The organism is Parapedobacter composti, assembly GCF_900112315.1.
Taxonomy (GTDB): Bacteria; Bacteroidota; Bacteroidia; order Sphingobacteriales; family Sphingobacteriaceae; genus Parapedobacter; species Parapedobacter composti.
In genome coordinates, this window is the sequence record NZ_FOLL01000015.1 from 83,345 (window position 1) to 105,189 (window position 21,845).

14 protein-coding genes are annotated in these 21,845 nt (G+C 50.8%); all 14 read left to right on the forward strand.

The features are described 5' to 3' along the window. The 14 genes from BM030_RS14820 (at nucleotide 1) to BM030_RS14885 (ending at nucleotide 21,771) form a co-directional block, all read left to right on the forward strand. A complete protein-coding gene (locus BM030_RS14820) occupies nucleotides 1-1,245 on the forward strand; it encodes a sugar MFS transporter (RefSeq protein ID WP_090974388.1) in 1,245 nt (414 codons plus the stop codon). Nucleotides 1,246-1,366: 121 nt separating this feature from the next. Beyond that, complete coding sequence (locus tag BM030_RS14825; RefSeq protein WP_170845759.1) at nucleotides 1,367-4,549, forward strand: SusC/RagA family TonB-linked outer membrane protein; 3,183 nt, start codon at nucleotides 1,367-1,369, stop codon at nucleotides 4,547-4,549. 11 nt (nucleotides 4,550-4,560) lie between these two features. Then, nucleotides 4,561-6,459 carry a RagB/SusD family nutrient uptake outer membrane protein gene (locus tag BM030_RS14830; protein ID WP_090974390.1) on the forward strand — a complete coding sequence of 633 codons (1,899 nt, stop codon included), beginning with the start codon at nucleotides 4,561-4,563 and terminating at the stop codon, nucleotides 6,457-6,459. Nucleotides 6,460-6,491: 32 nt separating this feature from the next. Continuing rightward, nucleotides 6,492-7,682, forward strand: a complete 1,191-nt coding sequence (locus BM030_RS14835) for a DUF5000 domain-containing lipoprotein (RefSeq protein WP_170845760.1) — start codon at nucleotides 6,492-6,494, stop codon at nucleotides 7,680-7,682. Nucleotides 7,683-7,776: 94 nt separating this feature from the next. Beyond that, nucleotides 7,777-8,949 (forward strand): DUF4998 domain-containing protein, encoded by a 1,173-nt coding sequence (locus BM030_RS14840; protein ID WP_170845761.1) that lies wholly within the window; start codon nucleotides 7,777-7,779, stop codon nucleotides 8,947-8,949. Between the two features lie 55 nt (nucleotides 8,950-9,004). Continuing rightward, nucleotides 9,005-10,108, forward strand: coding sequence for a metallophosphoesterase (locus tag BM030_RS14845; RefSeq protein WP_090974393.1), 1,104 nt, complete (start codon nucleotides 9,005-9,007; stop codon nucleotides 10,106-10,108). Next, nucleotides 10,105-11,571: a hypothetical protein gene (locus BM030_RS14850; RefSeq protein ID WP_211657623.1), complete on the forward strand. Its 1,467-nt coding sequence runs from the start codon at nucleotides 10,105-10,107 to the stop codon at nucleotides 11,569-11,571. The genes BM030_RS14845 and BM030_RS14850 overlap by 4 nt, the downstream gene beginning before the upstream one ends. An 11-nt stretch (nucleotides 11,572-11,582) precedes the next feature. Next, the gene (locus BM030_RS14855) at nucleotides 11,583-13,283 is read left to right on the forward strand and encodes an FAD-dependent oxidoreductase (RefSeq protein WP_090974394.1); all 1,701 of its coding nucleotides are present in this window, start codon (nucleotides 11,583-11,585) and stop codon (nucleotides 13,281-13,283) included. A 217-nt stretch (nucleotides 13,284-13,500) separates the two neighbouring features. Beyond that, nucleotides 13,501-14,934 (forward strand): ADP-ribosylglycohydrolase family protein, encoded by a 1,434-nt coding sequence (locus BM030_RS14860; RefSeq protein ID WP_170845762.1) that lies wholly within the window; start codon nucleotides 13,501-13,503, stop codon nucleotides 14,932-14,934. Between the two features lie 116 nt (nucleotides 14,935-15,050). After that, nucleotides 15,051-16,070: a Gfo/Idh/MocA family protein gene (locus BM030_RS14865; protein ID WP_090974396.1), complete on the forward strand. Its 1,020-nt coding sequence runs from the start codon at nucleotides 15,051-15,053 to the stop codon at nucleotides 16,068-16,070. Between the two features lies 1 nt (nucleotide 16,071). Next, nucleotides 16,072-18,741, forward strand: a complete 2,670-nt coding sequence (locus BM030_RS14870; RefSeq protein WP_090974397.1) for a PQQ-dependent sugar dehydrogenase — start codon at nucleotides 16,072-16,074, stop codon at nucleotides 18,739-18,741. Nucleotides 18,742-18,753: 12 nt separating this feature from the next. Next, complete coding sequence (locus tag BM030_RS14875; RefSeq protein WP_090974398.1) at nucleotides 18,754-20,007, forward strand: nucleoside permease; 1,254 nt, start codon at nucleotides 18,754-18,756, stop codon at nucleotides 20,005-20,007. Next, nucleotides 19,997-21,079, forward strand: a complete 1,083-nt coding sequence (locus BM030_RS14880) for a Gfo/Idh/MocA family protein (protein WP_090974399.1) — start codon at nucleotides 19,997-19,999, stop codon at nucleotides 21,077-21,079. The genes BM030_RS14875 and BM030_RS14880 overlap by 11 nt, the downstream gene beginning before the upstream one ends. Nucleotides 21,080-21,171: 92 nt before the next feature. Beyond that, complete coding sequence (locus BM030_RS14885; protein ID WP_090974400.1) at nucleotides 21,172-21,771, forward strand: RNA polymerase sigma factor; 600 nt, start codon at nucleotides 21,172-21,174, stop codon at nucleotides 21,769-21,771. The last annotated feature ends 74 nt before the right edge of the window (nucleotides 21,772-21,845 follow it).

The following is a 21,845-nucleotide window of genomic DNA, read 5'->3' on the forward strand; positions in this document are numbered from 1 at the left end:
ATGGCTTTTGTACCCACAGATCAATCCGCGGCCAGCCAAACCGGTGGACAACGTGATACACTGGCACTGACCATTTTGGCGGTATTGTATTTCATGATGGGATTCATTACCTGTCTGAATGATACGTTGGTCCCCTTTTTCAAAGCCGGATTTACGCTAGGGTATGCCGAGTCTTCGTTAGTCCAGTTCTATTTTTTTCTGACATATGCGGTCATGTCCATTCCTGCAGGGAAAATTGTGAACAAAGTAGGTTATAAGCGGGGAATGGTGATCGGTTTTGCAATTTCTGGCGTGGGCGCCTTTTTGTTCTTGCCTGCTTCATGGTGGCACCAGTACCCGCTTTTTTTGTGTGCACTATTCGTTTTGGCAATTGGCATCGTCTTATTGCAGGTTGCCGCCAATCCTTACATCACCTTACTGGGAAAACCCGAAACAGCTTCGTCAAGGCTTACACTGGTGCAAGGCGTAGGGTCAGTAGGAACGACCGTAGCTCCACTTTTTGGTGCGCATTTTATACTGTCAAGACTTTCTGATTCCGGCGTGTCAAGCGACGCGGTCAGCATCCCTTATTTAGCTATCGGAGGGGTATTGTTACTAATTGCGGGGGCAGTCTCTTTTTTGTCTTTACCTCAAATCAGCATCGGCTCCCCGTCCGTAAGCACCGAGGAGAAAATTGCCAGCGGAATATTTTCATTCCGTAACCTTAATTTCGGACTGTTGGGCATTTTTGCTTATGTAGGGGCGGAAGTAGCCATCGGTACGTTTCTAACCAATTATATCGCCAAGCTGTTGCACATTGAGGAACACGCGGCCAATAGTTACGTTGCATTCTATTGGGGCGGCATGCTCATAGGTAGACTGGTCGGTTCGCTGCTGCTGAAAATCGTCAGGCCACAGGTATTACTGGCCTACGTCGCCATCACTTCAATTGTGTTGATCGGGACTTCCATTGGTTCAGGCGGCTACTTTGCGGTTTGGACAATGATCGCAGTAGGATTATGCAACTCAGTCATGTTTGCCATTATATTTTCTTTGTCAATCAAAGGTTTGGGTGGCTATACTACCCAAGCGTCGGGCCTGCTTTCAACTGCTATTGTCGGTGGTGCGGTAGTGCCTTATCTGCAAGGTGTGCTGATAGATAACTATGGATGGACGATTGCATTTATACTGCCCATACTATGTTATGCTTATCTCTGCTTTTATGCCGGATACGGGCATCGATCAACACACGCGTTGATGGAATAATCAATCACAATAAAATAGCTATATGTAGAATCCAACCTGTCGAAATCTAAAACGAACGAATCCAATCAGTAAAAAACTTATTAACAGTATGAAAAAAAAGTACCATCTTTTAATCTTATTCATGAGCTCGCTATTACGGTTGACACGGGCGAAATGGCTATTCGGCTTTGCGATTTTCTTGTTGCCTTGCTGCCAGACGCTCTATGGGGCCGAGCATGCTTTCTATCAAAGGCAAATCAAAGGGATTGTTGTCGACTCCAATCAGGTGGCGTTGGCGGGTGCGTCCGTTACCATCAAAGGGACAAGTGTGGGGACCCAAACAGACAAAAACGGGGCATTTGCTTTTCCTGACATTGGCAATGAGGTAGTGCTTGTTGTTTCGTATACCGGTTACGTCACGCAGGAAGTTCCGGTTACGCAATCCGATCTGGTCATTGTATTAAAGGAAGATCAATCAGAGCTCGGCGAGGTGGTTGTTGTCGCATTCGGTACACAGAAGAAAACGGATATGGTGGGATCGGTCACTTCTGTCAAACCTTCAAACCTGCGTGTACCGTCGAGCAATTTAACGACGGCTCTCGCCGGCCAGGCAGCAGGCATCATCGCCTACCAACGCAGCGGTGAACCGGGCCAGGATAATGCCGATTTCTTTATCCGGGGAGTCACTTCATTCGGCACCGGTAAGGTGGACCCGCTGATTCTGATCGACGGCGTAGAACTCAGTGTAACGGAACTGGCCCGCCTCCGGCCCGATGACATCGAGAGTTTTTCCATTATGAAGGATGCGACATCGACGGCGCTCTACGGCGCCAGAGGTGCCAACGGGGTGATTTTCGTAACCACTAAACAGGGAAAGGAAAGTACCGCATCGATATTCTTCCGTGCGGAAAGTTCGCTCTCAGCGCCGACCCGGAACATCGAACTTGCCGATCCGGTAACGTTTATGAGGCTTTACAACGAAGCACAATATGCGCGGAACCCATTTGATGAACCGCTTTATAGCTCGGAAAAGATCGATATGACGGCAGAAGGGGTCAGCCCCGTGATTTTTCCTGCGGTTGATTGGCGGAAAGCGCTGTTCAAGGACCAGACGATCAATCACCGCTATAACCTGAACGTTTCCGGCGGCGGCAAAGTGGCCCGTTATTATGTAGCGGGATCATTTGCACAGGATAATGGTGTGCTCCGCGTAGACCCCGTTAATAACTTCAATAACAACATCGATCTCAAAAGCTATACATTGCGGGCCAACGTCAACATCAATTTAACCAAATCAACGGAGTTGATCGTGCGGTTAAACGGAAACTTTGACGACTATACGGGGCCGATTCAGGGAGGTGGCGAAATTTATAACACGGTGATCCGCACCAGCCCCGTTGATTTCCTGCCCTATTATCCCAAAAATGAAGAACATCAGCATGTACAGCACATCATGTTTGGCGGTGTGTCTGGTAGGGCATTCCTGAACCCTTACGCGGATATGGTCAAGGGATATAAAGATTACAACCGATCCCTGATGATGGCCCAGTTGGAATTGAAGCAGGACTTAGCTTTCCTTACAGAAGGCCTGACATTCCGGACCATGTTTAATACCAACCGGATCTCGCGTTTTGACATTGAACGGGCCTATAAGCCGTTTTTCTACCAATTGGAATCATACGACAAACGGACACTGGATTATTCCATTGGCGTTTTCAACGAAACCGCCGGTGAGGAGTTCCTGAGTTTCACGCTAAATCCGGATCTTCGGGAGCAGCAAAGCGTCTTTTACATGGAATCGGCGCTGAATTATAACCGTGCCTTTGCCGAGCGCCACAATCTGAGCGGTATGCTCGTTTCTATCATGCGGTCTGGTATGGATGCGCGGGCAGGTAGCTTGCAGCTCTCGTTGCCGTCGCGGAATTTCGGCGTTTCGGGACGGGCAACCTACGCGTACGACAGCCGGTATTTCGCAGAGTTCAATTTTGGCTACAATGGTTCCGAACGGTTCTATGAAGACAAACGTTTTGGATTTTTCCCTTCATTCGGGGTGGCGTGGACCCTTTCCAATGAACGGTTCTGGCAAACGCTGAAAGATAAAATCACCAATTTACGCCTGCGTGCAACATACGGGCTGGTGGGAAATGATGCCATTGGTTCTGCCACAGACCGTTTCTTCTACCTTTCAAATGTGGAGATGAATGCCGCAAACCGGGGATTCTCTTTCGGTAGGGAATCCGGAAGAACGTTGACCGGTATCGACATCACCCGGTATTCCAACACCGACATTACCTGGGAGAAGTCCTATAAGACGAATCTGGCACTGGAACTCGGGCTGTTCAATGAGATAACCATCCAAGCCGATTATTTCAGGGAAAGACGTACAAAGATCCTGATGGACCGCGCGGATATCCCGTCTACCATGGGACTGACCGCACCCGTAAGGGCCAATGTGGGAGAAGCGGAAGGCCAGGGGATTGATGTTTCCGTTGATTATGCCCATAGTTTTTCCAACGGGATATGGATGCAGGCACGTGGAAATTTCACGTATGCAACCAACAAGTACCTGACATACGAAGAGCCGCTGTATGAAAGAGAATGGTGGAAATCCCGGATCGGCTATCCGCTCAGCCAACAATGGGGGTACATCGCCGAGCGGTTGTTTGTAGACGACAATGAAGTGAGAAACTCCCCCGCCCAGAATTTCGGTACAACGAATGTTGCGGGTGACATCAAGTACAAAGATGTCAACGGTGATGGGGAAATCACCGCTTTGGACATGGTGCCGATCGGCTATCCGACGGTTCCGGAAATTATTTACGGCGGCGGTTTTTCCATCGGATTCAAGGGGTTTGACCTTTCGGCGTTTTTCCAGGGGTCGGCTTACTCTTCTTTTTGGACCGGTGGCACGGTTTACGACGCCGCTACGGGAGGATACGTAACCGGGCCGTCCAATGTCCAGCCGTTTGTTGGCGGGAAGCAAATTATCAAAGCGTTTGCGGATAGCCATTATTCCTCGGAAAATCCGGATTTATATGCCCGTTGGCCAAGGTTTAGCACCGAGACTCAACTGAACAATATGCAGCCCAGCACCTGGTGGTTGAATGACGGTGCGTTCGTGCGGCTGAAACAGGCGGAGTTTGGATATACGCTTCCGCAGAATGTAGCAGAGAAGATGTATATGAAAAATCTGCGGATTTACCTCAGTGGTACTAACCTCTTGTTGTTGAGCGGCTTCAAGTTATGGGATGTTGAGATGGGAGGCAACGGGTTGGGCTATCCGCTCCAGCGCGTTTATAACCTGGGTGTTAATCTAACTTTTTAGCATAGAAAGTAATGAAGATCTTTAAGTCAATTATATGTGGGTTGGTGATGTGCCTGACCGTCTCCTGCCAAAAATACCTCGATATCGTTCCCGATAATGTCGCGACTGTGGAATACGCTTTCCGCATGCGAGTCACGGCAGAGAAGTATTTGTTTACGTGTTATTCTTTTCTTCCGAAAATGGGAGATATGTACCAAAACCCCGGCATGTTCGGTGGCGACGAGCTATGGCTCTCAGCAGACAAAACCTGGTGGTCCAATTGGGTGGTTGCATTGGGCAACCAGAATGTAAACAATCCGGTGTTGGACTATTGGAACGGAGCGAATGCCGCAACAGCACTGTGGATGGGGATCAGTCAGTGCAATATTTTTCTGGAGAATATCCAGCAGGTGCCGGATATGGATGATCGCGAGAAAGCGCAATGGGCGGCAGAAGTGAAATTTCTGAAGGCATATTACCACTTTTTCCTGCTACGTATGTATGGGCCGATTCCGATCATTGACAAAAATCTGCCTATTTCCGCCTCGGGAGAAGAAGTACGTATTTCGCGTAAGCCCATCGACGAGGTGTTTGATTACATTGTGAACCTGATCGACGAATTGGCACCGGATTTACCCAATGCGGTCCGCGATGAAAATTCGGAACTTGGCCGGATTACGAAACCTATTGCCCTGGGTATGAAAGCTAAAATACTGGTTTACGCCGCCAGCCCACTTTTCAATGGAAATGCGGATTACGAAGGCTTTGCCAACTCCGATGGTACGCCGTTGTTTAATACAGTTTACAGCGCACAAAAATGGGAAAAGGCCGCCGCAGCTTGTAAGGAGGCGATCGATTTGTGCCATTCATTGGGCTACGACTTGTTCGATTTTGAAGGAAGTCAGCAAACCAGGAATATTTCGGAAGAAACACGGCTTCATCTGAATGCCAGAGGTACCCTTACCGAACGGTGGAACCCGGAAATTATCTGGGCCAACACCGGCAGCACTACCCGCGAGCTGCAGGTATGGGCTGCTCCGCGTGTGCTTGAAGCATCCCATATCGGAAATCAGGAACCCAATGGCAGTATTGGTGTAACGATGAAAGTGGTCAATCTGTTTTACTCAAAGAACGGGGTGCCAATCGATGAGGATACTGAATTCGGTTATGTGGAGCGCTTTGCATTACGGACGAGTACCGCAGAGGACAAATACCGGATCAAGGAAGGGTATACCACATCCCGGCTCAACTTCGACCGCGAACCCCGCTTCTACGGAACGTTAGGATTTGATGGTGGCGTTTGGTATGGCCAGGGGCGGTTTGACGATGAAGACCCTTATTACCTTCAGATCAAAAAAGAACAGATCGGGGGTAAGGTACAGGTAGGATGGCATTCCGTAACGGGCTATTATGCAAAAAAATGGATCAATTATACTAATACCTCGGTAAATACCGGAACGTACACTACGGTCAATTGGCCATGGGTCATGCTGCGATTGGGCGACCTCTACTTGCTTTACGCCGAAGCGTTGAACGAATTGAATGGCTCGAATGACGAGAGTATTCGTTTTCTGGACCTGATCCGGGCTAAAGCTGGATTGGAGGGCGTGGTTGAATCCTGGACAGCGCATTCCCGGAACCCGAATAAGTACACGACTGCCGAGGGGTTGCAGGAAATCATTCGCCATGAGCGGGGTATCGAACTGGCATTAGAGGGCGAACGTTTCTGGGACTTGCGTAGGTGGAAAACGGCGCCGGAAGAATTGAATCAGCCGATATCTGGGTGGGACGTCGACCAGGTTACAGCGGAGGCCTATTACCGGGAGCGGGTGCTGTATAACCAGACTTTTGCGCTAAAGGATTATTTCTGGCCGATTCGCGAAAACGACTTGATCGTGAATAAAAATTTGGTCCAGAATCCGGGATGGTAACTAGTTATATGAGACTTAAAAAAGATATTCCAATGAAGAAGAAACAATTTGTCTCGGTCTTTATTGCTTTCGTAATGGTTCTGGCGGGATGCAAAGACAACGAGATGGGACCGTTGGTTACAAATGGCGATAAACCCGGCGCCATCTCCAATGTGCGGGTTGAAAATATAGCGGGTGGTGCCAAGATCACCTATACGTTGCCGTCCGACGAAGATGTGTTATATGTCCTCGCCGAATATCCTTCCACGGCTGGTGGAACGCGAATTACCAAAGCTTCCTCGTATACAAATTACGTGGTGCTTGATGGATTTGCGGACACGCAACCGCGCGAAGTTACGTTGTATGTGGTCAACCGTTCGGAAAATCGCTCGGAACCGGTTTCGGTCGCCATCCAGCCGTTAAAAGCCAACCTGCACTTCGTGTTCGAATCGCTGCAAGTACGGGAAACGTTCGGAGGAGTCAACGCAACCTTTACGAATGAAAAAGAAGGCGAATACATTTTCTATACGATGACGAAGGATGAAGGAGGTAGCTGGGTACCGTACGACCGTCTGTATACGAATTCCAAAAACCGCGATTATTCCGTTAGGGGGTTAGCTTCGGAACCGACTGAGTTTGCCTTTTTCTTTACGGATAAGTGGCAAAATTCTTCCGATACACTCTTTGCCAGCTTGACTCCGTTGTTCGAAACCCAGCTTGACAAAGCGTTGTGGAAACATCATCCCCTGCCGGGCGATACCTATATACCGGAGTTTGACTCTTGGCGGATCCAAAATCTGTGGGATGGAACCACCGCCAACATTTTTTATGTGAAACCCAATTTGGAAGGCTTGGTACTGCCCAATTGGTTTACCATCGATCTGGGGCAGGAAGCTAAGTTCAGCCGAATCCGTGTGAATCAGCTTTCACACCACGACTCTTGGATGTTCGCCTCGGGGGCACCGCGTGTATTTGAAATTTATGGCAGCAACGATCCGCCTTCCGACGGCAGTTGGAATAACTGGACATTGCTGTCGACCTACGAATCCCAGAAACCATCGGGTTCACCACTTGGCTCGCTGACCAATGAAGACCGTGCGGTTGCGATCGCAGGAGAGGATTTTACATTCCCGATCGATATCGACTCTTACCGGTATATCCGTTTCAAGACGAACCGTACCTACGGGGGAAATACCAATGTGATGATCTCCGAATTGACGTTCTGGGGCCAACCGATGAATTAAACAATTAGGTGCTGAAAAATTTAAAAATACAACAATGATAGCCAATCAAAGACCATTTTATCAATTCGGTCTTCCCTTTATTTGCTTGTTGGCAATGGTTAGCTGCAAGCGTATGGACGACCCCTACCGTGAATTCATCAAAGGGGGCGAAACCATCTATGTCGGTAAGGCAGACTCCCTGGTGGCCTATGGTGGCAACCATCGCGTGCTCGTTTCCTGGCTGCTTATCTCGGATCCCAAAGTGGCTGGATATAGACTGTTTTGGAATAATGGTAGGGATTCCCTGACTGGGAGTATCACCAAAACGGACGGCATAGATACCATCCGTTTGGAAGTTGGGGATCTTGCGGAGGGTACGCACCATTTCGATGTATATCTTTATGATCATTATGGCAATTCATCCATAAAAGCCTCCGTGGCAGGTAAGGTATATGGGGAGCGATATGAACGCTCATTGCTCAATCGGGCATACCGGAGTATACGGCGAGTTGGCGACCATCTGGAAATTCGTTGGATGCCGGCCGATGGGACGATGACCCAGGTAGAGGTAAGCTACATCGGGAACGATGAAAAGTTGGTGAAGCACATTGTCCCTGCGCGACGGGAGGTGGACACGCTGTTTCAATTTCCCCGCAATGGTAAATTGAGATATAAAACAGCTTTCTTGCCGGAAGCGGGCGCGCTGGATACGTTTTATACCGACGAAGAAACGTATCAGGAGGTATTAACAGAGGGCATACTAGACAAAGCCTCATTCGCCCATTTGCCATTGCCGACCGATAGTTACCAGCCCGAATTTGCCGCATGGGCTATCCAAAACCTATGGGATGATCAGATTACCAGCCCCAACTTTTTTTACATGAACCCCAATATGGCGGGCTTGACGCTCCCCAACTGGTTTACATTGGACCTGGGTTACGCAAGTAGGCTGACCAAAATGAAAGTCAATTCATTATCGCACGATGACTACTGGATGTTTAATGTAGGAGCCCCGAAGTCCTTTGAAATCTATGGGAGCAATGACCCAGCAGCAGATGGCAGTTGGGACAGCTGGACCTTATTGGGAACGTTTGAATCGGTCAAGCCTTCCGGCCTTCCGGCAGGACAGGTGGCTGAAGATGACCGTATTGTGGCCGTCGAAGGAGAGACCTTTAATTTGCTGCCTACTGATCAGTTTTATCGGTATGTACGCTTCAAGACCAATTCCACATGGGGCGGTAACTTGAATGTGATGATTGCTGAGCTGACATTCTGGGGGTATCAATAATTGACAAAATTTAGCTGGAAGGATTGCCGATTTGAAAAAAAGGAGATATTTTCAGATGCATATACCGAAGGGACTTCCGTTGCTGACCCTCCTGTTGTTGGTATCGGTTCGGTTGGTTTCTCAGGTGCCAAGCTGGACTCCGGCACTTAGTGATTCCGGTTCATGGAGTATTATTTTACTTCCGGATGTACAGGGATATGCAAAGTTTAATAGAAACCAACCGATTTTTGATTTAATGGTCAGATGGATTGAAGATAACCGGGAACGCTTAAATATACAGATGGTACTCTGTACAGGTGATATCGTTGAGCAGAACTATATCACTGCGCTGCCTGAAGAAAACGGCGATCAGCTCAGTAGCGTTCAATGGCGTTTCATGTCGGAGACATTTGGCCGGTTGGATCGCAAATTGCCTTATGTATTATGCACAGGCAATCACGATTATGGGACAAACCATACGGAAAATCGATACAGTCAGTTCAATAGCTTCTTCCCACCCGATAAAAATCCGCTGGCGCAGGCCCTGTTGGTAGATATGGCACCGAATGCTTCGGGTGTAAAAACGCTCGAAAATGCCTGCTATGCCTATAACTCTCCATTAGGGCAGCAACTGCTTGTTTTTTCGTTGGAGTATGCTCCAAGGAAAGCGGTTGTTGACTGGGCAAAGGAAATGATGGATCAACCGGCCTATGCCAACCATATGGGTGTACTGCTTACCCACAGTTATATGCGTTCGTCGGTAAAAGGAAATGAACGCATCGAACAGGAGGACTATCCCCCCGGATTTTCAGATATGACAACCGGCCAGCAATTGTGGGATCGTCTGGTTTCCGTTTCACCTAATTTACGTCTTGTTTTGTGCGGGCACGTCGTGGATGTAGCCAGCCATGAGGGCCATGTCGGATTCCGGACAGATACGAATCAGGTCGGAAAAATAGTCAACCAGATGCTTTTCAACGCTCAAAATGAAGGCGGGAACTGGAAAGGAAATGGCGGCGACGGCTGGCTGCGCATACTGGAATTTTTACCCGACGGAAAGACGGTTCAGGTCCGTACGTTTTCACCGCTTTTTGCCAGCTCACCGGCTACCGCGCATCTGGCGTGGCGTACCGATAAATTTGACCAATTCAGTTTCGAACTAAACAGGAACAATCCATGAATGCAATGTATTTTTTAACAGCCTGTTTGCTGGCTGTGACTTCCTCTTGTAACAAGAATGCGGCAAAAACAGCGGATGAAACGCCTACCTATTTGGTGCCTCCGGAGAAATTGGCCGCTATTCAGGCAGATGATGTCACGATTCAGGTTGATCCTTCTTTTGCCTATTACCAAAACCGCTCGGTAGAGAGCATCGCCGAAGAGATTCAACTGGCCGGCTTCAAAGCGGTGCATTATTTCGTTGTTAATGAAAATCAGGTAAATGGCGCACTGATCGACGCTTTTCACGAAAGGGGTATGCGAGTTTGGCTGCTCACCCTGGGAAATGGCACGTATTCCACCGCCGATTATCCGGCCGGATGGGAGCAATGGAAAATGGGGCTCAGCAAACGCGAAAATGGCGTGGACGGCTTTACCTTTTTGTCTCCTTTCAACAGCGATTTTGTCTCGTGGAAAAAAGAAAGACTGGTAAAACTAATGACGGACTATCCATTCGATGGCCTTGAATTGGCGGAATCCTATTTTCCCGAGTGGGATGCCATTGCAAAGGGTACTTACGGCGATGTAGGACCGAATGCCAAACAGGCATTTAAAGCGGAATACGGACTGGAATTGCCCGACTTTTCGGATCCGGCCGCAGCTAATTATTATACCAAGAAGCCTGAGATTTATCAACAGTGGATCGCCTTCCGTGTTGAAGCCGTTAACCGTTTTTTGAACGAACTGATTAACGGGTCGGGAGGGATCCGCGAAGCACGACCGGATGCCCTGATTGCCACCTGGAGTCTGGCTATTGATGCCGGCCCGCAATCCGTGGAAAAGCTGAAAGAGGATCAGGGACTGGACGCTGCTGCCATGGTGAGTTTGGTAAGACCCGATGTTCACTATTTCCAGACCCACTGGCCGGACTGGGTAAAACCGGAAACACAGCTGCCCCCCGACTACATGCGGTACTACCAACCGTTTGTAGACCAGCTTAAGCAGGTACATCCCCACGTGCCGATTGGTATTCAGGCCGATATCGGATCTGCGAAAAATATGGTTAAGTCGGCGTATTGGGTGAAGCAATTTGACAAGGCTGCAGCTCAATACGGATATACCACGTGGACAAGTTACGAATATCACCTCGGCGGATATATCTTTACGGAAAAGCCCCAGCCCATGAAGGCGATCCGGAGCGGTACACATTCGGTGACGGTCTCGTTTAATAAGCGGATCGATGAAAAATCCGCAAAGGAAAAGTCGAACTACCAATTTTTTGTACGGGGGAATCCGGTGTCCATAGACCTGGCGGATATTCAGGTTGATGGTAACCGGATCACGCTGGGGGCAGACAGCTGGCCTTCGGAAGCGTTCGAAATCGGATTTAGCCGTATCCAGGATACACCTGATCTGTGGTTTCACAAAGGTTTCCCGGCGAATACGGTAAGCGAAAACAGCAGAATAACGGTAAATATTTTGTAAATCGACAGGCTATGCAAAGACGGAAATTCATCCAAATGGTATCTGCGGGGGGCGCGCTGTTCTCCTGTTCCGGTATTCCCCTATGGGCTACAGCGTCGGCAGATCGGATGAAATCCCGCTTCGAAGTCACTGCCGACGTTGTGGTAGCTGGCGGCGGGCTGGGTGGTTTTGCTGCCACGTTGGCCATGCTGAAAAGCGGATTCAAAGTCGTCCTGACGGAGGAAACCGACTGGATAGGCGGACAGATCACCCAGCAAGGGGTGCCTCCGGATGAACACCAGTGGATTGAGACGCATGGAGCGCCTCAAAGTTATCGGGATTTCCGGACGGCTGTACGTCACTATTATCGGCAACATTATCCCTTAAAAGATGAGGCAAAGGCAAATGCGTATTTAAACCCGGGAAATGGTTCCGTTTCGCGACTTTGTCACGAGCCGCGTGTCGCGCTATCCATAATGGAAAGTTTGCTTGCTCCCTATGTCAGCTCCGGACAGTTGACGCTGCTGCTCCGTTGCCGGATTTCCGGTGCGGATATGCAGGGAGATCGGATTCGGGCATTGACAGGAAATTCTCCGTACTTTCAGGGAGACGTGATCCTAAATGCTCGCTTTTTTGTCGACGCAACCGAATTAGGCGATTTACTGCCGCTTTCGCGTACGGAATATGTAACGGGGACGGAATCGCGCAACGAGACAGGTGAATTGCATGCACCCTTGGAAGGCAATCCGCAAAACAACCAAGCATTTACCATGTGTTTGGCAATGGACTATGAACCGGATGCAGATCACACAATCCCCAAACCACGGATGTATGACCACTGGCGCAATTACATCCCAAAGCTTTCCCCTCCTTGGCCCGGACGGCTGTTGGATCTTCATTATGCCAACCCCAAAACACTACAGCCCAAAAAATTAGCTTTTGATCCCAACGGAACGGCCACAGGGTCGTTACTGAATCTATGGAATTACCGTAGGATTATTGATCACCGGCAGTTTGGCGACGGTTTTTATCGAGGCGGTATTTCTATTATGAACTGGCCCCAAAACGATTACATGGAAGGGAATTTGATCGACGTTTCGAATGATGCGTTTCAACACCATGTAGACCGCGCAAAACAACTCAGCTTGTCGATGTTTTACTGGTTGCAGACGGAGGCACCCACGCCAGAAGGTAAGCCCGGATGGAAAGGTTTACGATTGCGGGGGGATGTCCTTGGAACCCACGATGGACTGGCAAAATATCCGTATATCCGCGAGTCACGGCGCATTAAAGCGAAGTTTACGGTTCTGGAAGAGCATGTCGGCGCCGAGCAGCGCAAAATGGTTACCGGCAAGGACGAAAAGTTAGCCGCCGATTTTTTTGACAGCGTGGGCATCGGATATTATCATATCGATCTGCATCCTTCTAACTTGGGAAATAACTACATCGATTTCTCGTCGCTGCCTTTCCAGATCCCGTTGGGCGCCTTGCTTCCCGAGCGTGTGGAAAACCTCCTCCCCGCAAACAAGAATATTGGCACAACCCACATCACAAACGGCTGCTACCGTTTGCATCCGGTAGAATGGAGTATCGGCGAAGCTGTTGGGCTGCTGATAGTTTTTTCCGACGCGAAGCAAACGGTACCAGCCCATGTTTGGGAAAACCGGCAGATGCTGGCAGAATTTCAAACGTTCATACGGAAACACGGCATCGATACGCATTGGCCATCTTAAACTGTAATTGCTATAACACTTGAAATCCAGAACCCGCACCCTGATTATGAATTGCAATCGCTTACTTTTGTGTCGTATGGTAATGAAATTCAATAAAATGTTTCAAACAAATCCTAGCTATGTAAAACGCTGGCTTTGCCTATGGATCATGGGAGTGTCCATGTATTCAACGCAGAACTGTGTCGCGTCAGATTCGATATCAATACGGAATCATCGCATGGAAAAGTCTGTGCTACTCGATAAAATCAAGGGGGGCTGGGCCGGTCAGACGATCGGAGTGACGTTCGGTTGGCCTTCTGAATTCAAGTATCTGGGCACGTACATACAAGACTATGAAACCATACCCTGGCATGCCGATTACGTAAACGAGGCCATGACCACATTCCCAGGCCTATATGATGATGTGTATGTAGACCTGACCTTCGTAGAAGTCTTCGAGAAGTTCGGAATGGACGCGCCATTGGATGAATTTGGCAAGGCTTTCGCCGGGAAAGCGTATGAGTTATGGCACGCTAACCAAGCAGGTAGATATAATTTACAACAGGGAGTCCCTGCCATAGAAGCCGGTCATTGGCTGAACAATCCGCATGCGGACGATATCGATTTTCAGATAGAGGCGGATTTTGCGGGACTGATGAGCCCGGGCATGGCTGACGTTGCCACAGATATTACAGATAAGGTAGGTAGAATTATCAATTCAGGTGATGGCTTGTATGGAGGGGTCTATGTAGCCAATTTATATGCATTGGCATTTATCCATGACAATATCTTCTTTATCATCACTGAGGCGCTCCGAGCAATCCCTATGGAAAGCAAATTCCATCATTGCATTTCGGACGTGATCAGGTGGCATAAAGCGTACCCGGATGACTGGAAACAAACTTGGTTCGAAGTACAGAAAAAATGGGCCGAGGATGTGGGTTGTCCCCATGGTGTATTTCATCCTCTAAACATCGACGCTAAGTTAAATGCCGCCTATGTGGTTGCAGGATTGCTTTATGGAAACGGTGATTTTACCCGCACACTTGAAATAGCAACACGACTGGGGCAAGATTCGGATTGCAATCCTGCCACCGCTGCAGGTATATTGGGAGTGTTGAAGGGATACCGTCATATACCCGAATATTGGCTGAAGCCGCTCCAGCAGGCGGAACACCGTAATTTCGCATACACGGACCTTTCTTTGGATCAGGTTTACCGGCTTAGCTATCAACATGCGCTGGCCAATATCCAGTACCATGGTGGAGATACCGTTGGTACCGCGGTGCGGATACCGATTTCGGAAGCCAGGACGGTGGCTTTTGAGGAAAATTTTGCGGGGCATTATCCACGGGAATATATTTCATTGAAAAAGACATTTTCAGATGAGATCGCATTTGACATAGAAGGAATTGGCTTCGTTATCCGGGGTTACGTGCAAAAAAAGGTAACTGACGCAGAAGAGCATGTAGTACGTGCGGCGCTCTATATAGACGGAGAAGAGGTAGAGCAGGCTAACTTTCCCAGTGATCCGATGAAAAGCAGAACAGAATTATTTTGGAGATATCAGTTGCCTAAAAAAGGACATCGGATAGAAATAAAAATTTTATCTCCTCACCCACAGTACGAGCTATATGCGGTCGACTGCTTGATATATGATAATCTGAAATGAGCAAGCACACAGTTACTAAAATATCTGGCCTTCGTTATTCTGCAGATTGCGATTGACCGTTTCAATGGGAAGTTAACCAGACATTCGAATTGTTAGTGATTAAATTAAAACAGAAAATGCGAATAAAAAAATATAACCGAAGGGAGTTTGTAAAAGCAGCTTCATTTGCTGCTGCAGGAGTGGGTGTATTGCACCACCCGTTCCTGCAAGCACGTCCTTTGGCAGCGTTGGCTGGAAAACGCGTCGGCGTAATCGGTCTGGATACTTCGCATAGCGAGGTGTTTACCCGGATGATCAATACGGGCGGTGCAGAAATGCGTGGCTACCGTGTGGTGGCAGCCTACCATCCCGCAGCGAATCGCGATATTCTAAACATCAAGCCGCAGATGGCTGCCGCGGTGCAAAAGCATGGTGTCAGGCTTGTGAACAGTATGGACGCGTTGCTGGATGCATGTGATGCAGTATTGCTGGAAACGATAGACGGGGTTCCGCACCTGGAGCAGGCCCTTCCAGTACTGAAGGCGGGCAAACCGGTGTTCATTGATAAACCGCTGTCTGCCACCCTGGAGGGGGCAAAAGCGATTGTCGCTGCGGCAGAAAAATACAAAACCCCTTTCTTTTCTTCCTCTTCGCTTCGTTTTGACGCAAACGTACAAAAGGTGGTTGCGGGAAGCATCGGTCGCGTAACGGGGGGCGATGTCTTCACCCCCGCGGAGATGGAATCAAGCCATCTGGACATGGCGTGGTATGCGCTGCACGGCCTGGAAATGCTGTATGCCGTATTGGGTCGGGGATGCAAATCCGTGACCCGGTTATACCAAGAAGAGACCGACATCATCATCGGCACGTGGGAAGACGGGCGGATGGGTACGGTCCGGGGTGTGCGTAAATGGCCGGCGGGAATAGCAGGAACGGCGTTCGGGGAAAAGGGAACTGCCCCATTGGGGCCGTTTTCGGAAGCTACTTATCAGCAACTGATCGGCCAGATCATCCACTTCTTTGACAGCAAGGTTCCTCCGGTCAGTGCGGCGGAAACGTTGGAACTTTTTGCTTTCATGCAGGCAGCGGACGAAAGCCGCAGGAACCAAGGGCGGTCCGTTTCCGTAGCATCTTTACTAACTAACAACGAACGATAAGATGAGACAACCTTCGATTTTCTTTTGTCTGGGCATTGCTTTATCCGGGCTGCTGGCATCCTGCAACCGCGCAGGTAGCAGCGACCCGACCGTGAAACCCGACAGCAGCCGTTACACCCGTACGGTACTGGCCGAAGGCCTCGATGAGCCGATGGAAATGGTAATTCTTCCGGGCAATGATGTGCTGTTTGTGGAACGCAAGGGCGGGGTGCGGTTGTATAAAGACGCAACGAAAGAACTTCGGACCGTGGCCAATTTCGAGGTATTCAGCGGCATTGAAGACGGCTTACTCGGTGTGGTTGCCGATCCCGATTTCGAAAAGAATCACTGGCTATACTTCTATTATGCTGTGGCAGGGGATAGTGCCAAAAACCGCCTGTCACGGATGGAGTTCCGTAACGACAGCCTGTACCGCTCCACCGAGCGCATCATCCTCGAAATCCCCACGCAGCGGATTTACTGCTGCCACTCGGCGGGTTACCTGAAATTCGATAGGCACGGCAACCTGTACCTTTCTACTGGCGACAACACGAACGCTGAAGAAACCGAAGGTTACACGCCGGTGGACGAGCGCCCCGGACATGAACTTGCCGATGACCAAGCCACGGCGGCCAATACCAATGACCTGAGGGGCAAGATACTGCGTATCAAGCCGCTTCCCGCGGGGGGGTACATGATTCCGGAGGGTAACCTTTACGCCCCGGGCACGCCTGAAACCCGACCGGAAATCTACGCCATGGGCATGCGTAACCCCTACCGGTTCAGCATCGACCAGGAGACCGGTTACCTGTATTTCGGCGACGTCGGCCCGGATACCAAGGTGCGTGGTACCGACGGCGAGCTGATGAGCTACGACGAGATCAATCAGGTACGCGAACCGGGCTTCTTCGGATGGCCTTATTTCCTCGGCAATAACGATGTGTTCCCGAAATATAACTACGAAACGAAAGAAGAGGAGCCGGGAAAAGACCCCAACCGGCCACTGAATGGGTCGCCGAACAACACTGGCCTGACCGAACTGCCGCCGGCACAGCCGGCGATGATCTGGTACAACAAGGGCAAGTCCGCCCGTTTCCCGCTGGTGGGCAGCGGCGGGGCGACGGCAATGGCTGGACCCGTGTTTTATAGCAAACATTTCAAAGGGGCGCCGTTTAAGCTTTCGGATTACTACGACGGCAAACTATTCATCTATGAGTGGATACGGGGGTGGATCATGGCCGTTGCTTTTGACGAGACGGGAAATTATGCCGGCATGGAGCCCTTCCTGAGCCACTGGAAATTTGATGCCCCTATTGACATGCAGTTTGCTCCCGATGGAGCCATCTATATACTTGAATACGGCACCAACTGGTTTTCCAAGAACAGCAACGCCCGGCTTATCCGCATCGAATATACCGAAGGTAACCGCAACCCCATCGCGGAAATCAAAATGAATGGCCAATACGGCGCCGCGCCGTTCACCGTAACATTCAGTGCCGAGGGGACGATGGATCACGACGGTAACGATGGACTGCGCTACCGCTGGCGAATTGACGGCAACGATTATGAAGGATTCGAAGCTACCCATACCTTCACGGAAAACGGCACCCATGAAGTCACCCTGACGGTCACCGACCCGGATGGCGGCATCGGCACGGCGACGCGTAGGGTCTACGTAGGCAATACTCCGCCTGAAGTTGCGATACGGACCTCCGCCAACCGGAGCTTTTACTGGGACGGGGCGACCGTTCCTTACGAGGTGGAGGTTCGCGATGCCGAGGAGGCGATCGATCCCTCACGGATTGCCATCGCCTTCGGTTACATCCCCGACGGACGCGACGCCGCGGTGGTGCTGGCAAGCGGGGGCGATGCGTCAACTTACCGGTTCCTGAAAGGGCAGGCCCTTGTGGCCAGCCTGGACTGCCGGTCGTGCCATGCCGTTGACCAGGAATCCGTCGGACCGACTTACCAAGCCATCGCCCAGCGCTATGCCGGCAAGCCGGGCGTACGGGAGCTGCTTGTCGATAAGATCATCGAAGGGGGCAGTGGCAATTGGGGTGAGCGTGCCATGTCGCCGCACCCGGACCTGCCGCGTGCGGACGCCCAGGAAATGGTCGATTATATCCTTTCGCTCGGTACCGAAGAAAAGAGGCTGCCGCTGTCCGGTACGCTGGAATTGACGGACCACATCGGCCAGCGCGAAGGGGGAGCGTACCTGCTCAGCGCCAGCTACCGTGACGGTGGGGCAGGCGGCATCGGCAGCCTGGTGGGCCATGACCACCTGCTGCTCCGTTATCCCATCATCCAGGCGGAAGACTTTGATGAAGGCAATGTAAGCATCGCCACCATCACTACCGCTTTCATGGCCTATACCAATGGTATCAAGCACAGCAGTTACATCTCCTTTGATGATGTCGATCTCCGCGGGGTCAAGCGCATCGGTCTTCGCGTGCAGGCAAGCGGAGCGGGCGGTATGATCGTGGTGCGCCAAGGGAATTCCGACGGAGCGGTAGTGGGTTCGGTGAGCATCCCGCCGGGCCAGGCGAAAAGCCATGATGAAGGTTGGAAGGAATACATGGTCCGGGTGCCGGACAACTTGGGGCGCAATCGGCTACATATCGGTTTCCAGCGTACCGTCGATACGGACAATTACCTCTTCCACGTAGACTGGTTGAAGTTCTATAACCACTAATCGGACACGAAGATGAAAAAGGAACTTCGCGGCAAGTTGTCGCTGGTCATGTTCTTGGAGTATTTCACCTGGGGTACCTGGTATGTCACATTGGGCACCTTCCTGATGGAAACCTTTCAGGCCAGCGCGGCACAGGTGGGCTCGGCCTACGCCAACCTGTCCATCGCGGCCGCTGTATCACCTATTTTCGTGGGTATGGTGGCTGACCGCTATTTCTCCGCACAGAAGGTGCTGGGGACTCTCCACTTAGCAGGGGCCGTCGTTCTGATGGTGCTTGGGCAAGCGGCCTCCTACGGTACGTTTTGGTGGTTGCTGTTACTGTATACCATGCTGTACATGCCCACCATGGCCTTGGTCAATGCCATCACCTTCAGGCAACTGGACGATGACGGGAAGACCTTTCCTTACATCCGCGTCTTCGGCACGGTGGGGTGGATCGCAGTGGGCCTGCTGATCGGTTCCCTCAATTTGGAAAGCAGCCGGATGATTTTTAATTTCGGTGCGGCCGCCTCACTGTTGCTGGGTGTCGTAAGCTTCACGCTGCCCGATACCCCGCCTGTCAAAACCCAATCGACCGACATCCTGTCGCTGCTGGGGGGGGAGGCACTGGTGTTGTTCCGCAAGTGGTCGTTCGTTGTGTTTTTTCTCTCCTCGTTAGCCATCTGTATCCCGCTGTCGTTTTACTACAGCTTTGCCAACCCGTTTCTGAACGACGTCGGCATGGCGAACGCCGCGGGCAAGATGACCCTGGGTCAGGTCTCCGAGTTCCTGTTCCTGCTGGTCATCCCGCTGGCATTCCGAAAATTCGGGATCAAGGCCATGCTTGCCGTCGGGATCATTGCGTGGATTGTTCGCTATGTGCTGTTCGCCTACGGTGGTACGGACCAAGGGATTTGGATGCTATACGCAGGCATCCTGCTGCACGGCGTATGCTACGACTTCTTTTTCGTGACTGGCCAACTGTACGTGGATAATGTGGCGGGAAAATCCATACGCAATGCCGCACAGGGATTGATTACCTTTGCCACCTATGGCGTGGGGATGCTGATCGGCTCTCATGTTGCTGGCCTCATCACCGCCCGGTACGCCCGGCAAGTTGGAAGTGCGCAGCAATTCGACTGGCAGGGCGTCTGGTTGGTCCCGGCAGCAATTGCGTTGGTGGTATTGGTACTGTTCATAGTGTTGTTTCGTGACCCCGGACGAAAGACCAACGCTGCCGGCAGCTTTAATGAAGATAAAAAGGAAACAAAGGAATATGACAACTAAGACAGATAACGTACGCGTACTCGTTGTTGGCTGCGGAAACATGGGTGCCTCGCATGCCATGGCCTACCACACCGAAGAAGGTTTCGAGATCTGCGGGCTGGTGGCCCGGGGATCCAGCAAGGAAAAGCTCAACAAGCGGCTCGGCGGTGGCTACGCCCTGTTCGACGATTATGAAACAGCACTTAAGGCCACCCGGCCCGACGCGGTGTGTATTTCCACCTACCCCGACACCCACGAAACCTATGCCATCATGGCCATGGAACATGGGTGCCATGTTTTTATCGAAAAGCCGTTGGCTGACACCTTGGCGGGTGCGCGGCGCGTGGCCGAAACAGCCAGACGGACCGGTAGGAAACTGGTGGTGGGTTACATTTTGCGTTATCACCCCAGTTGGCAGAAGTTCGTTGAACTCGGTGGGCAACTGGGCAGGCCGCTGGTGATGCGTATGAACCTCAACCAGCAGAGCCAGGGACATATGTGGGACGTGCACCGCAGCCTGATGGCCAGTCTGAGTCCCATCGTGGATTGCGGGGTGCATTACATCGATGTGATGTGCCAGTTGACAGGCAGTAAGCCCGTGCAAGTCAATGCGATCGGGGCGCGGCTCACGGAAGATATTCCGGAGGATAATTACAACTATGGGCAACTGCAAATCCGGTTTGACGATGGATCTGTAGGCTGGTATGAGGCTGGGTGGGGACCGATGGTGAGCGAAACGGCATTTTTCATCAAGGACGTGTTCGGCCCGAAAGGTTCGCTGTCGATTGTAGCAAAAGAAGCCGGTAGGTCAGGCAATTCGGACAATGTAGCGGCCCACACGCAAACGGAATCGCTGCGGTTGCACCATGCGGATATTGATGCCGCCAATCGGTTTACGAAACCGGACGAGTGGATTGATCTGGCTGACGAACCGGATCACCAGGAGCTGTGCAACCGCGAACAGCGTTTTTTTCTGAATGCCATCCGCAATGATTTGGATCTGTCTGTACAGACGGAACAGGCGATCAGTAGTTTGGAAGTCGCTTTGGCTTGCGATGAGTCTGTGCGGAGCGGGCAACCTGTGAAACTTTGACGATATTTTTACAACCGGATACCGATCTCTGTGACATGAGGGATTGATTGAAAGAACACGCCGCGCAGGGCATGACGCAGTAATGAAGAAATATGACTACTTTCGTAGTCATGAATAACTCGGATTTCCTTACTGACCAACAGTTAGCTTCACTGCTGCGGAAGGGAGATGCCGATGCATTCAAACAGCTGTACGACCGATTTTGGAGCAAAATGTTGGTGGTCGCCGCCAAACGGCTGGATGATGTAGCGGAGGCCGAAGAGGCCGTACAGGATATTTTCGTGAACCTCTGGCGCAAGCGGGAGACATTTGAACTGAAGGTATCGTTCGAACACTACCTGGCGGTGGCCGTAAAGTTTGAAATCATCAACCGCCGGGCAAAATGGGCACGTAAGGAGGCGCTGCACAACAGCGTGAACGTTGCCGATGCGGTTTACGATGGCGGCGCGGACCTCGAACTGAAGGATCTTCTCCAGCAGCTTGAACGCACCATCAATTCGCTCCCGCCCAAATGCCGGCTTGTTTTCCGCCTGAGCCGCGATGACGAGTTTACCAACCGGCAAATCGCAGAAGAACTCGGTGTCAGCGAGAAAGCTGTGGAAAAACACATCTCCAAAGCGCTGAAGGTGCTGCGGGAGAAATTCGGCAGGAAATACTGTCTGGTCGTGCCTTATCTGGGCATCAACGGCTAACTTCTGAAAAAAAATAAAAAAAATCGAATCGGAGGTAGGGTATTGCATCCGGCGCTTTTTTTTACTATAAAAAG

What these genes read in the sequence shown, in the direction of transcription:
- BM030_RS14880 (WP_090974399.1), top strand. Translation starts at nt 19,997, where the DNA reads ATGACAACTAAGACAGATAACGTACGCGTACTCGTTGTTGGCTGCGGA.
- BM030_RS14845 (WP_090974393.1), top strand. Translation starts at nt 9,005, where the DNA reads ATGCATATACCGAAGGGACTTCCGTTGCTGACCCTCCTGTTGTTGGTA.
- BM030_RS14825 (WP_170845759.1), top strand. Translation starts at nt 1,367, where the DNA reads ATGAGCTCGCTATTACGGTTGACACGGGCGAAATGGCTATTCGGCTTT.
- BM030_RS14860 (WP_170845762.1), top strand. Translation starts at nt 13,501, where the DNA reads ATGGAAAAGTCTGTGCTACTCGATAAAATCAAGGGGGGCTGGGCCGGT.
- BM030_RS14855 (WP_090974394.1), top strand. Translation starts at nt 11,583, where the DNA reads ATGCAAAGACGGAAATTCATCCAAATGGTATCTGCGGGGGGCGCGCTG.
- BM030_RS14865 (WP_090974396.1), top strand. Translation starts at nt 15,051, where the DNA reads ATGCGAATAAAAAAATATAACCGAAGGGAGTTTGTAAAAGCAGCTTCA.
- BM030_RS14830 (WP_090974390.1), top strand. Translation starts at nt 4,561, where the DNA reads ATGAAGATCTTTAAGTCAATTATATGTGGGTTGGTGATGTGCCTGACC.
- BM030_RS14885 (WP_090974400.1), top strand. Translation starts at nt 21,172, where the DNA reads ATGACTACTTTCGTAGTCATGAATAACTCGGATTTCCTTACTGACCAA.
- BM030_RS14870 (WP_090974397.1), top strand. Translation starts at nt 16,072, where the DNA reads ATGAGACAACCTTCGATTTTCTTTTGTCTGGGCATTGCTTTATCCGGG.
- BM030_RS14850 (WP_211657623.1), top strand. Translation starts at nt 10,105, where the DNA reads ATGAATGCAATGTATTTTTTAACAGCCTGTTTGCTGGCTGTGACTTCC.
- BM030_RS14835 (WP_170845760.1), top strand. Translation starts at nt 6,492, where the DNA reads ATGAAGAAGAAACAATTTGTCTCGGTCTTTATTGCTTTCGTAATGGTT.
- BM030_RS14840 (WP_170845761.1), top strand. Translation starts at nt 7,777, where the DNA reads ATGGTTAGCTGCAAGCGTATGGACGACCCCTACCGTGAATTCATCAAA.
- BM030_RS14875 (WP_090974398.1), top strand. Translation starts at nt 18,754, where the DNA reads ATGAAAAAGGAACTTCGCGGCAAGTTGTCGCTGGTCATGTTCTTGGAG.
- BM030_RS14820 (WP_090974388.1), top strand. Translation starts at nt 1, where the DNA reads ATGGCTTTTGTACCCACAGATCAATCCGCGGCCAGCCAAACCGGTGGA.